Raw genomic sequence first — 13,176 nt, 5'->3', positions numbered from 1 at the left:
CTACGCCTGGACCCTCACGGGCCCGGCACGAGTGATCGGCATCGGGCCCGTGGACGTTCACACGCCCAGATCAGCTCAGCGTCCGGCACTTGGGTGGCATCCAGGTGATGCGTGGGGCTCAGTCCTGCGCCGGGGTGCCCTTCTGCCCGGCGACCAGGGTGTCGCCCTGCTTGCCGGGGGTGGGCGGCTTGGCGGCGCCCCTGCGGCTGCGGGGCCGGGCCCCCGGAGCGGGGGGCTCGGCGGTGTCCGCGGGACTTTCGGAGGCCTCCGTGCTCTCGGATCCTCTCGGAGCCTCCGCTCCGGTCGGCCGTACCGGCTCCTCGGGGGCGGAGGCGGGAGCGGGGGCGATAGCCTCCGGCCCGTGCAGCGCGGCGATGACGTCGTCGGCCTCGGTGTCGGCGGCGAAGTCCTCGGCGGCCTCGGCCTCACGCCGCTTGATCACCACCATGTGGTCGACCGACAGGCGACCGGCGCCGCTGACCGCCAGAAGGACGGAGGCCGCGCCGAGGGCCACGATCAGGCTGATGTCGCCGCCGGTCAGGGGCAGGCCCGGCTCGCCGCTGGCCACGACGGACACGGCGACGGCCTCGACGAACAGCAGCAGCCCGCAGGCCGGTACGGCGAGTCCGGCCACGAGCAGGGTGCCACCGATGAGTTCCGTCAGCATCGTGGCGGCGGCCCAGACTCCTGGGGAGGGGGCGCCCAGGGTCGCGAACTGGTCACCGGTGGCGGTCAGTCCCGCTTCCAGCTTGTGCCAGCCGTTGGCGAAGAAGATCCCGCCCACCCCGAGTCTGGCGGCCAGGGTGGCAAGATCATGGAGGGTCTGTCGCACGGTTCCTCATTCTGGTCAGATTCACCGTTCCTGCCCATAGATGACCGAGCATAGGCCGTTCAAACCGGTTAGTCGCCGTCATCCGGGTCAGCCGCTCGGCGGGGGACCAGGAGCGCCACCGCCGTGGCGGTCACGCCCAGCAGCAGCATGCTCACCACGATCGTGGAGTGCAGTCCGGAGACGAACGCGACCCGGGCGACGCTCAGCAGCGCGGTCCCGGTGGTGCCGCCGATCTCCTGTGCCACGTGCGCGGCGGTGGCGAGCGACTGGCGGGCCAGACCCATCAGCTCGGGGGAAACGCCCGGCACCGAGGCAAGTGAGGGTGCGTAGACGATGGTGGTGATCGTGCCGAGGACCGCCACTCCGAGCCCGGCTCCGAGCTCGTAGGCGGTCTCCTCGATCGCGGCGGCGCTCCCCGCCCGTGATTCCGGGGTGGACGACATGATGGTGTCGGAGGCCGCCAGCAGGGTGGCCTGGATGCCGAAGCCGATGCCGACGAAACAGAGGGCGAGCATCAGCGGATGCGGCTCGGTGCCCCAGCCCAGCGGAGGGAGCAGAGACAGGGCGGTGAGCGCGAGCCCGCCGCTCATCGTGGCGCGCAGCCCGATCCAGCGCAGCAGTTGCGCCCCGGCGAGACCGCCCGCGACGGAGGCGATCATCAGGGGCAGCATGCGGACGGCGGCCGCCAGCGGGCTGTCACCGAGGACGAGCTGCAGGTACTGGGCGAGCATCAGCTCCAGCCCGACCAGTGCGAAGACCGTCAGCAGCACGGCGGCCACCCCGACGGAGAACGCTCGCCTCCGGAACAGGCCGAGGTCGAGCAGAGGGGAGGGCAGCCGCCGTTGCCTGCGGACGAACCAGGTCAGCAGTCCGGCTCCGCACAGGACCGGCACCACCCCGCCCGGATGCCCCGCGCCCGCCTCCTTCAGGCCGAAGGCCAGCGCGAGGATGCCGAACACCGACAGCAGCGCGCTGGGTGCGTCCCACGGCCGTGAGGCGTGCCGGCGTGACTCGGGCAGGACCCTGACGGCGGCGGGCAGCAGCACCAGGAGGATCGGCACGTTGATCAGGAAGACGGCGCCCCACCAGAAGTGCTCGATGAGCAGACCGCCGAGGAGCGGTCCGACAGCGGCTCCGGCCGCGGCCACGGCGCTCCACACACCGAGCGCGATCGCGCGCTCCCGCCGGTCGGTGAAGACCTGCCGGATGATGGAGAGCGTGGCAGGCATGATCATCGCACCGCCGATGCCAAGAATCGCCCGGGCGGTGATGAGCGTGAGCGGGGTCGCCGCGAACGCGGCCGCCGCGGAGGCGGCGCCGAACACCAGGTAGCCGGCGAGCACCAGGCGTTTCCGTCCGTAGCGGTCGCCGAGCGTGCCGAAGGTCAGCAGCAGCGGCGCGACCACCAGAGAGTAGACGTCGATGATCCACAGCAGTTCGACAGAGCTCGGTTCGAGCGCGGTGGCCAGTGTGGGGACCGCGATGTGCAGCACCGTGGCGTCCACCGCGATCAGCAGCAGGCTGAAGCAGAGGAGCATCAGCACCGACCAGCGGCCGGCCCCGCGCGTCTGCGGATCGTTTCTGTCGCGCGTCGCGCCGGCCACGGCACCCATTGTGATCATGGGCTGCTCAGGGGTTGCCAGCCGGGACGGACATGCGTCGCAGCTTAGGCGAAGTCAGGCACTGCGGGAGACGGCATCAGATGATGCATGCGGATGGGCATATCGTGTGACAGATAGTGACCTCTCTAGAGAGATAGAGGCATATATCCGCCATCTAGGCAAACGGTGATCGCGCACGGACCATGGCGGTCGTGGGGAGTCAGCGCAAGGCCCATGAGCCATCGTGGTGAGCGGTCCCGGCGGGCAGGACCCCGCTCGGGTCCCGCCGCCAATGGACCCCGACAGTCCTCGCGAATGGTGTGCCGTGGCCGCCGCCTGGCTGGTCCGCGGCCGGCCGGAGAACGCGCTGGAGGCCGCCCGCCAGGCGGTGGAGCGTGATCCGGCCGGATCCGGAGCCGACTGGGGATATCGTCTCGCCAGCCTCGCCTTCGAACGGCTCGGCCGTGACGCGGAGGCCGTGGCCGCCGCCGAGGAGGCCGTACGGCTGGCGCCCGGATCCTGGGCCGCGCGGCTGCGTCTCGGTGCGGCCCTCCGCCGGGTGCCGGGACGCTGGCGGGAGTCGTGGGCCCAGGCGAGCAGGGCCGTCCGCTACGCGCCCGAGGAGCCCGACCCGCATGCTCTCATCGGTGATCTCGCGCTGCTACGCGGCGAGCACCGCCGTGCCGAGAACGCCTACCGCAACGCGTTACGCCACCTGGACGATCACCTGGGCGCCAGGATCAACCTCGGCCTGACCTTCCTGCGTTGGGGACGCCCCCGAGGGCATCACGATCCCGCGTGGCCCGTCGATCCCCGTGAGACCGGCAGGACCAGACGTGCCATGGAGATGTGGTCCCGGCAGGTCCGTGTCCTGCTGGCCGCGTCGCTCGCCGCGGTCGTCACGGTGGCCTTCGGGCTCGGCATGGCCGCCGAGGCCAGGATCGGGGGCGGGGCGATACCGGCCGTCGTCCTGGCGATCACCCTCAGGCAGGCCCACCAGATCAGGCTCTGGCCCTACGTTCCCGGCATGCTCGCCCGCGATCCGTGGCTCGGCGTGTCCGTCCTGATCGCCTTGATCGCCGTCGCCGCCTACGTCGCGGTGATCGCCACCCTCCCCCGGACGGCTCCTCTGCTCATCTTCGGTCCGGTGGACGGCGTGTGGGCGGCCCTCGCCGCACTGGTCCTCCTCAACGGCGCGGTCGTCATCGTCCTGCGCGTGCTGGTCGAGGCGTGGCGGGGGCGGCCGGTCAGGGCGCTGGCCGAGTTCACCGCGGTCCACGAGGACCGTACGGCCCGGCGGGACATCGACGTGACCCTCTGGCTGGTGGCGGGCCGCGCGTGGTCGGCACTGGTCGTGGTGGCGGGGATGACCCTCGTCCTGGACGAGCCGGAGTGGGCCTTCGCCGCGCCGGCCGTCCCGCTCGTGCTCGGCTGGGCGCATGAACGGGGCGGCCTTGCCCCCTGCCTCCGCCAGGTGCTCGACACGGACCGCTGGCTCGGGGCGGCGCTTGCCCTGCTGGTCGCCGCGTCCCTGGCGCTTGGCGCGGCGGCGGCCGTACCGGCGCTGGGGCTTCCCGGGGTGATGGGCGACTGGTCCCGGCAGGCCGGGGCCGGGATGCTGGCCGCCCTGGTGGCGGTCTTCGCCGCGAGGTCGGCGTGGGCGTGGTGGCGGGGCGCGCCGGGGCCGTGGCGAGCTTCCCTGATCATGGGGGAGAGCGGTGACTCCCGCCCGCCGGGTGATGTCAGGCCTCCGGTGGGGGTCAGCGAAGAGGTACGCCGGACCTTCACCCACGCCCGCGAAGTGGTGCTCGCCTACGCCGACCCCATCGGACCACGCGTGCTGGCCATCGGCTCGGTCAGCTCGGTCGGCCCGGACGGGGAGCTCCGCCTGATCGCCGGTGACGACGCGTGGGAGGCGGCCGAGCGCGATCCCAGAGTGGCGGTGTTCGTCGCCGACCCACTGGATCGCCGGTTCTGGGTTGAGATGCGAGGCATCGCCGTAGGTGACACCGAGGCCGCCGTGCTCCGGGTCGCCCCCAAGCACGTCGTGGTCGGCGAGTATCCGGGCCGCCATCAGAGCCGCCCGCGCTCCGGCTGAAAGGCACCGGAGACCTCTCTCCGGCCGGTGACTTCCCCTGCCCGGCACCCGGCACCGCGGCGGCGGGAGCGGGACGTCTCCCGTGGCAGGACACGTGGCCGGAATGTGATGCCCGGATCATAGAGTTCATCCGGTCTCATCCGTTTATCTGATCGTGTCGTGCGACGGCGTGGCGCGTTGCTCAGGCACGCGCAAACGCCTTCCCGGTGCGGTATAACCGGGTTCGGACCGGGGAGGCGTAATGCGGGAGCCCGACAGGGCCCGGCCGGCGGGGCGCGCGGCGGCACGGGATGCGTTCGAACATGTCAGGCTGCGTTATTTCCAGCTTTCACCGTTTCTGCGCAGGCTGATCTACGCCGGGCTGCTGATCGGCACGACCGCCCTGGCACTGGGCATGGGCTGGTCGCCGTTCAACGCGTTCTTCGTCCCGTTCACCCTGCTCGCCTTCATGGCCCTGACCCTGCGTTTCCCCCGCGCCGCCGCCACCCTGGTGGTGGTGGCGGCCTGGCTGCTGCTCCTGCCGATCTTCCAGAGCCTGTACGGCGCACAGCCCGCCCCCTCGACGGGGCTGCTGCTCCTCGCCCCCTCGGTGGCCGGGATCGCGCACCTCATCCGCTGGGTCCCGCCGTGGCTGACCACGCTCATGGCGCTGGCCCCTGCCGCCCTGGTGGCTCTTGCGCTCACCACGGTGGCGCCTGCCGCCGCCCTGTGGGCCGCGTACGGTGTGGCCGCCGCGGTGCTGGTCCACCGTTTCGTCCAGGCCCGCCAGGTCAGGGCCGCACTGGCGGGAGAGGGACAACCGGTCCGGGTACGGGCCCGCGAGGGCGGCCAGCCGGCCGTAGCGTCCGGCGATCGGGCCGCGACGCCGCCGATCTCGGTGGAGGAGGCCCTCGGCGAGCTGGACAGCATGATCGGCCTGGCTCCGGTGAAGGAGCAGGTGCGTTCCATCGCCGCCTCGATCGAGGCCTCCCGGCTGCGTAAGGAGGCCGGATACTCCACCGAGCCGCCGATGCGCCACTTCGTGTTCGTCGGCCCTCCGGGCACCGGGAAGACCAGCGTGGCCAGGACTGTGGCGAAGATCTTCTACGCGTTCGGCCTGCTGGAGACGGCGTACGTGGTGGAGGCCCAGCGCGCCGACCTCGTGGGAGAGTATCTCGGGGCCACCGCGATCAAGACGAACGAACTGGTGGACCGGGCGCTGGGCGGGGTGCTGTTCATCGACGAGGCCTACAGCCTGATCAACTCCGGCGACGGCCAGCCCGACCGGTTCGGGGCCGAGGCCGTGCAGACGCTGCTCAAGCGGGCCGAGGACGACCGCAACCGCCTGATCATCATCCTGGCCGGATACGAGAAGGAGATGACCGCCTTCCTGTCCTCCAACCCCGGCCTGTCGAGCCGGTTCGCCAGCCGGGTCCGCTTCCCCAGCTACGCACCGGAGGAGCTGCTCCAGATCACCGAGCTCCTGCAGCGGCGGCGCGGCGACCGGATGGCCGAGGACGCCGGGCCCGCGCTGCTCGCCCGGTTCGAGGACGTGCACCGGCGCGCGATCGTGGACGAGCTGGGCAACGCCCGGTTCGTGCGCAGCCTGGTGGAGGCCGCGGCCCAGGCCCGGGACGTGCGGGTGGTGGGCGGGGGCGGCTCGCCCACCACCGAGGACCTGGTGACCACCTCCGCGCAGGACGTCATCAAGGCCTTCGGTGAACTCACCGTCCGCTTCCAGGGCTACCAGGCCACGCCCACCCTGGAGGAGGCGCTCGCCGACCTCGACCGGATGGCCGGCCTGGAGCCGGTCAAGCGGCAGGTCCACGCGATCACCGCGCAGCTCAGGGTGGCGAGGATGCGCCAGGAGCGGGGACTGCCGACCCCGCCGCAGATGCGCCACTTCGTCTTCGCCGGGCCGCCGGGCACCGGCAAGACCACCGTGGCCCGCATCCTGGGCCGCATCTTCGCCGCGCTGGGGCTGCTCACCCAGCCCGACGTGGTGGAGGCCCAGCGGGCCGATCTGGTCGGCCAGCACCTCGGGGCCACCGCGATCAAGACGAATGAACTGGTGGACCGGGCGCTCGGCGGGGTGCTGTTCATCGACGAGGCCTACAGCCTGATCAACACCGGCTACGCCGGGGGTGACGCCTTCGGCGCCGAGGCCGTGCAGACGCTGCTCAAGCGGGCCGAGGACGACCGCGACCGGCTGGTGATCATCCTGGCCGGATACGAGCGGGAGATGGACGGGTTTCTCGCGACCAACCCCGGCCTGACCAGCAGATTCAACCAGCGCGTGCTGTTCCCTTCCTACGCGCCGGGCGAACTGGCCGAGATCGCCGGGCTGCTGGCCGAGCGGTCGGGCGACCGCTTCGACGAGGGCGCCCGCCGGGATCTGGCCGAGGTCTTCACCTGGGTCTGTGACGAGGGCCTGATCGACGGCCTTGGCAACGGCCGGTTCGCGCGCTCGCTGTTCGAGCGTGCCGCGCTCCGCCGCGACGTGCGCCTGGCCGCCCTGGGGGGCGGCACCGCCAGTGCCGCCGACCTGACCACGATCACCAGCGCCGACCTGCGCGCCGCCGTGGACGAACTCGCCGGACGATGACCTGAGCGGTGCCCGGACGGATCCGCCGGCGTGATCTGCGGGCTGCGGTCCGGACCCGTCGGGCGTGACCCCGCGTGCCGCCTGGCGAACCTCCGCAGTGAGGGACGGACGGGGTCCTTGACTGAGATCGCACCCCCGATTGAGGACTCTCTGTAGTTGAGTGGCCGCAAGATGTAGCAAGATGGCCACCGACAGCAGGGACCGCGGGGGGGAGACGATGGCGGGATTCCTTCTTCGCAGACTGCTCAACTACCTCATGCTGATCGTCGTCGCCACGAGTCTGGCCTACATGCTGGCGGCCGGCGCGCTCAATCCCAGGTCGAACTACGAGGGACGCAACCCGCCGATCCCGCAGGCGGTCGTCGACGCGCGTCTCACCGAGTTGAACCTGAACGACAGGACTCCGCTGTTCGAGCGCTACCTGACCTGGGCGGGCGGCATCGTCCACGGTGACTTCGGCAAGACGGTGACCGGTGACTCGGTCAGGGCGGACCTCAGGCGGCGGGTCGCCGTCACCCTGCGTCTGATCACCATCGGACTCATCCTGGGCAGCGTCGCCGGCGTGTTGGTCGGCGCCGGTGCGGCGGTCAGGCAGTACGGCGTGTTCGACCGGCTGTCGACCGGTGCCTCCTTCGCCGTCCTCGCGGTCCCCACCGTCGTGCTGGCCAACATTCTGATCATCATCGGAGTCTGGTTCAACGGGCTGGTCGGCGCGCAGGTCTTCCTGGTCAGCGGTGAGGCGTCTCCCGGACTGCAGGGAGGTCTCCCCGCCCAGCTGGTGGACCGGATCCAGCATCTGATCCTGCCCACGCTCTCGCTCTCGCTGGGGCTGATCGCCGTCTACAGCCGTTACCAGCGCAACATGATGCTCGACGTGCTCGGGGCCGACTTCATCCGCACGGCCATGGCCAAGGGGCTGCGCCGCCGTACCGCGCTGATCAGGCACGCGTTGCGCACGGCGCTGATCCCGGCGGTCACCTATTTCGCCTTCACCTTCGGCTCGCTGCTGGTCGGCACGACCTTCACCGAGAAGATCTTCGGCTGGCACGGCATGGGTGAGCAGCTCGTCAACTCCATCTCCACCAACGACGTCAACACCGTCGCCGCGATCAGCTGCTTCGCGGCCTTCGCGATTCTGGTGGCCTCCCTGGCCTCCGACGTGCTCCATGCCGTCCTGGACCCCCGGGTGCGGGTGGGGTGAGCGAGAAGATGACCATCTCGGACGAGGAGCTCGCCGAGCAGAGGGCGGCCATAGGCCGAATCAAGGCGCCGTCGCGGCTGCGGGTGGTCGCCGGCCGCTTCTTCCGCTCGCTCCAGGGCAGGATCGGGTTCGCGTTGCTGGCTCTGATGTTCCTGCTGGCGTTCGCCGGCCCCTACCTGGGCCGGTGGACCTACACCGACAAGGACTTCATGGCGTTCCTGCAACCGCCCTCCGCCGAGCACTGGTGGGGCACCCTGCAGACCGGCGCCGACGTGTACGCGGTCACGCTGCGCGGCATGCAGAAGTCACTCATCGTCGGCCTGCTCGCGGCGGTGATCGGCACCACGCTGGCAGCTGTGGTCGGTGCCTTCGCCGGATACTTCGCGGGCTGGGCGGACAGGTCGCTGACCTGGGTCACCGACCTGATGCTGGTGCTTCCGGCCTTCCTGATTCTGGCGATCATGTCACCGCTCTTCGCCGAGGGCCAGTGGATGCTGTTCGTGTTCGTGCTGGCGCTCTTCCTCTGGATGGTCACCTCGAAGATCGTCCGGAGCATGACCATCTCGCTGAAGGAGCGGGAGTTCATCCAGGCGTCCCGGTTCATGGGCGTCCCACCGGTGAGGATCATCTTCCGGCACGTCATCCCCAACATGTCCTCGCTGCTGGCCGTGGACGCCACGCTGAACGTCAGCGCCGCGATCCTCACCGAGACCTCCCTGTCCTACTTCGGCTTCGGCATCCAGCCGCCCGACGTCTCGCTGGGCAGCCTCATCGCCGACGGCGCCAAGACGGCCGTCTACGCACCGTGGACGTTCTGGTTCTGCGCCGGACTGCTGATCGTCACCGTGCTCGCGGTCAACCTGGTCGGCGACTCCCTGCGCGACGCCTTCGACCCCACCGCGAAGAGGGGTGGACAATGAGAAAGTGTGACGAGCGCCAGGTGGGCACGGGGGCCCGGCCCGGTCCGGGGGGCCTGACCGACCCGGTCCTCGAGGTGACCGACCTCAACGTGACCTTCGGTTCCGGCCGTGGGGCGGTGCGCGCCGTCCGCGGGGTGGGGTACACGGTCCGTCCGGGTGAGGTGCTCGGCATCGTCGGCGAGTCGGGGGCCGGCAAGTCGGTCACCTCGCTGGCCGTGATGGGCCTCCTCCCGCCACACGCCCACGCCACCGGCTCTGTGCGGCTGCGGGGCAGGGAGATCCTCGGGGCATCCGAGAAGACCCTCGCCGCGTTCCGGGGCAAGACCATCTCGATGGTCTTTCAGGACCCGCTCTCCGCGCTCACCCCGGTCTACCGGGTGGGCGACCAGATCGCCGAGGCCGTGCGGATCCACCAGAAGGTCACCAGGGAGCGGGCCGCGGAGCGGGCTGTCGAGCTGCTCGACCTGGTCGGCATCCCCAACGCCGCCCAGCGGGCCAAGGCGTTCCCGCACGAGTTCTCCGGCGGTATGCGCCAGCGCGTGATGATCGCGATGGCGATCGCCAACGACCCCGATGTGATCATCTGTGACGAGCCGACCACCGCGCTCGACGTCACCATCCAGGCCCAGGTGCTGGAGGTGCTGAAGAAGGCTCAGCGGGAGACCGGCGCGGCGATCGTCCTGATCACCCACGACCTGGGAGTGGTGGCCGGCTCCGTCGACCGCGTCCTGGTCATGTACGCCGGCCGCCCCGTCGAGGTCGGGTCGGTGGACGACATCTACTACCGCATGCGCATGCCGTACACCATGGGCCTGCTCGCCTCGATCCCGCGCCTGGACCGGGGTGCCGGGCAACCGCTGGTCCCGATCGAGGGGAATCCGCCGTCGCCGGCGGCGCTGCCGCCCGGCTGCCCGTTCGAGCCGCGCTGCCCGTTGGCGATTCCGGCCTGCGCGGAGGCGGAGCCGCCGTTGGAGCCGGTGGGCTCTCCCGGACATCTGGTCGCCTGTATCCGCTCGGCCGAGATCGAGGCGGAGGGCTGGTCGCCCGCCCAGATCTACCAGGCGGGGACCGGCGGCCAGGACGGGAACGGGGCCGAGCCTCCCATGGTTCACGGGCGCCCGCCGGTAGGGCTGCCGCGCGGCCGGCGTGAGGTGGTTCTGGCCGTCAAGGACCTGATCAGGCACTACCCCCAGATGAAGGGGGCGATCTTCAAGCGGCAGGTCGGCACGGTCCACGCGGTGGACGGCATCAGCTTCGACATCCGTGAGATGGAGACGCTCGGTCTGGTCGGCGAGTCGGGCTGCGGCAAGACGACCACACTGATGGAGATCCTGGAGCTGGCCAGGCCGCAGGGCGGCACGATCGCGGTGCTGGGACACGACACGGCGACGTTGAGCGCCCGTGACCGGATGGCGATCCGGAGGGACATGCAGGTCGTCTTCCAGGACCCGCTGGCGTCGCTGGACCCGAGGATGACCGTCTACGACATCCTCGCCGAGCCGCTGCGCACGCACGGGACCCGGGATCCCGGCCCGAGGGTGCGGGAGCTTCTCCGTCTGGTCGGCCTCGACCCCAGCCACGCCGCCCGCTATCCGCAGGACTTCTCCGGTGGCCAGCGCCAGCGCATCGGCATCGCCCGGGCGCTCGCGCTCGAACCCCGTCTGCTCGTGCTGGACGAGCCGGTCTCGGCGCTCGACGTGTCCATCCAGGCCGGCGTGATCAACCTGCTGCAGGGTCTGAAGCGCCGCCTGGGCCTGTCGTATCTGTTCGTGGCGCACGACCTGGCAGTGGTCCGGCACATCGCCGATCGCGTCGCGGTCATGTACCTCGGCAGGATTGCCGAGATCGGCCGGGTCGGCCCGGTCTACGACACCCCGATGCACCCCTACACGCAGGCCCTGCTGTCGGCGGTCCCGCTGCCCGACCCCGAAAGGGAACGTTCCAGGAGACGCATCCTGCTCGAAGGCGACCTGCCCAGCCCGGCCGACCCTCCCTCCGGTTGCCGCTTCCGTACCCGCTGTCCCAAGTTCAAGACCCTCGACGAGACCGGCCAGAGGCGGTGCGTGAACGAGGAGCCGCAGGTCCGCCCGCTCGGAGAGGACCACGGCGCCGCATGTCATTTCGCCGAGAAGCTCAAAGTCATATAAACCAGGAGGAACCGTGATATCAATCCGGCGCGTGGGTGCGTTCGCCGCCGCCCTGAGCGTGGCCGGCTCGTTGGCCCTGGCCGGCTGCGGCAGTCAGGGCCGGAGCGGTGGAGGCGGTCCGAGCGGCGGAGGAGAGTCGTCAGCCGGTCCAGCCTCGGCCGTCAAGGCCTACGACATCAATCCGGTCGCCCGGGACGGGGTCCGGGACGGGGGACTGCTCCGCTGGGGAATCAACGAGTATCCGACGAACTGGAACCTCAACCACGTCGACGGCAACCTGGCGATGGTCAAGAAAGTCATCGACGCGCTCATGCCCTCGGCTTTCCGCTCCAACGAGAAGGGAGAGATCTCGCCGAACACCGACTACGTGTCGGAAGGGAAGATCACGGCCGACAAGCCCAAGCAGGTCGTCAGGCTGACGCTCAACCGGCGCGCCAAGTGGTCCGACGGCAAGCCGATCACCTGGGAGGACTACAACGCCCAGTGGCAGGCGATGAACGGTAAGAACAGCGACTACCGCGTCGCCGGCACCACCGGCTACCAGGACATCGAGAGCGTGAAAAAGGGCAAGGACGCCTACGAGGTCGTCATCACCTTCGCCAAGCGCTTCGGCGACTGGCAGTCGCTGTTCGGACCGCTCTACCCCAAGTCCACCAACGCCACCCCCGCCGGGTTCAACAACGACTGGCTGAACAAGATCCCGGTGACCGCGGGCCCGTTCAAGTTCGCGTCCTTCGACCAGACGGCCAAGACCATCACCATCGTCAGGGACAACGCCTGGTGGGGGGATAAGGCCAAGCTGGACCGGATCATCTACCGGGCACTGGAGAGCGACGCGCTGGTCGGCGCCTTCAGCAACGGCGAGATCGACACCTTCGATGTCGGCCCCTCCGCACCGGACTACGCGCGGGCGAAGAGCAGCCGGAACGCGATCGTACGGCAGGCGGCCGGACCTGACTTCCGGCATATCACGATGAACGGCGAAAGCGCGGTGCTCTCCGACGTCAACGTCCGCCGGGCCATCGCGACGGGCATCAACCGCCAGGCCATCGCCCAGTCCGACCTGCAGGGTCTGGACTGGCCCATCGTCCTGCTGAACAACCACTTCTTCATGAACACCCAGGGGGGATACCAGGACAACGCCGGCGCCATCGGCGTCTACAACGTCGAGAAGGCCAAGCAGATGCTCGACGCCGCCGGCTGGAAGCTGGAGGGCCAGACCCGCAAGAAGAACGGCAAGGAGCTTGCCCTGCGCTTCGTCATGCCGTCCGGCCTGCAGCTCACCAAGTCCGAGGCCGAGATCACCCAGAGCATGCTGTCCCAGATCGGCGTCAAGGTCACCCTTCACGCGGTGCCCAGCGACGACTACTTCACCAAATACATCATCCCCGGTAACTACGACATCACCGCCTTCGCCTACGTGGGCACGCCCTTCCCCGTCTCCAGCGGTTATGGCCAGTACGCCAACGCCACCAGGGACTCCAAGGGCCAGCTGCACTGGAACGCCAACCTCGCCCGCATCGGCTCCCCGCAGATCGACGCCGCCATGAGCAAGGCGACCGCGGAACTTGACAGTGCGCAGGCCATCGCCGACACCAACGCCGCGGACAAGCTGATCTGGGAGGCGGTGAACGTGGTGACCCTCTACCAGCGCCCGCAGACCGTCGCCGTCAAGAACACCATCGCCAACTACGGCGCCCGCGGCTTCTACGACCTGAGGTACCAGGACATCGGCTTCGTGAAGTAGCCCCCGCCCGGCAGAGGGGGCCTCCAGCCAGAAGAGCCCCCTTCTG

8 protein-coding genes are annotated in these 13,176 nt (G+C 70.1%); 6 read left to right on the top strand and 2 right to left on the bottom strand.

Translation table 11 applies throughout. The features are described from left to right. Positions 1-118: 118 nt before the first annotated feature. A complete protein-coding gene (locus ACIN94_RS24020; RefSeq protein WP_400709881.1) occupies positions 119-832 on the bottom strand; it encodes a DoxX family protein in 714 nt (237 codons plus the stop codon). Between the two features lie 68 nt (positions 833-900). Next, entirely contained in the window at positions 901-2,445 is a 1,545-nt protein-coding gene (locus ACIN94_RS24015) for an MFS transporter (protein WP_400710165.1), read from the bottom strand. A gap of 232 nt (positions 2,446-2,677) precedes the next feature. Here ACIN94_RS24015 and ACIN94_RS24010 point away from each other — a divergent pair, with 232 nt between their 5' ends. The 6 genes from ACIN94_RS24010 (at position 2,678) to ACIN94_RS23985 (ending at position 13,130) form a co-directional block, all read left to right on the top strand. Continuing rightward, positions 2,678-4,531 carry a tetratricopeptide repeat protein gene (locus tag ACIN94_RS24010; protein WP_400709878.1) on the top strand — a complete coding sequence of 618 codons (1,854 nt, stop codon included), beginning with the start codon at positions 2,678-2,680 and terminating at the stop codon, positions 4,529-4,531. 241 nt (positions 4,532-4,772) lie between these two features. After that, a complete protein-coding gene (locus ACIN94_RS24005; RefSeq protein WP_400709875.1) occupies positions 4,773-7,115 on the top strand; it encodes an AAA family ATPase in 2,343 nt (780 codons plus the stop codon). Positions 7,116-7,332: 217 nt separating this feature from the next. Beyond that, positions 7,333-8,316 carry an ABC transporter permease gene (locus tag ACIN94_RS24000; protein ID WP_400710162.1) on the top strand — a complete coding sequence of 328 codons (984 nt, stop codon included), beginning with the start codon at positions 7,333-7,335 and terminating at the stop codon, positions 8,314-8,316. Between the two features lie 8 nt (positions 8,317-8,324). Continuing rightward, positions 8,325-9,236, top strand: a complete 912-nt coding sequence (locus tag ACIN94_RS23995) for an ABC transporter permease (protein WP_400710159.1) — start codon at positions 8,325-8,327, stop codon at positions 9,234-9,236. After that, entirely contained in the window at positions 9,233-11,383 is a 2,151-nt protein-coding gene (locus ACIN94_RS23990) for a dipeptide ABC transporter ATP-binding protein (RefSeq protein WP_400709872.1), read from the top strand. Before ACIN94_RS23995 ends, ACIN94_RS23990 begins: the two co-directional genes overlap by 4 nt. A gap of 13 nt (positions 11,384-11,396) precedes the next feature. Continuing rightward, the gene (locus tag ACIN94_RS23985) at positions 11,397-13,130 is read left to right on the top strand and encodes an ABC transporter family substrate-binding protein (protein ID WP_400709869.1); all 1,734 of its coding nucleotides are present in this window, start codon (positions 11,397-11,399) and stop codon (positions 13,128-13,130) included. Positions 13,131-13,176 lie beyond the last annotated feature (46 nt).

This window comes from Streptosporangium sp. NPDC087985, from assembly GCF_044741965.1.
Lineage (GTDB): Bacteria > Actinomycetota > Actinomycetes > Streptosporangiales > Streptosporangiaceae > Streptosporangium.
The sequence above is the reverse complement of the archived record's forward strand: the minus strand, read 5'-3'. Positions and strand labels throughout refer to the sequence as shown.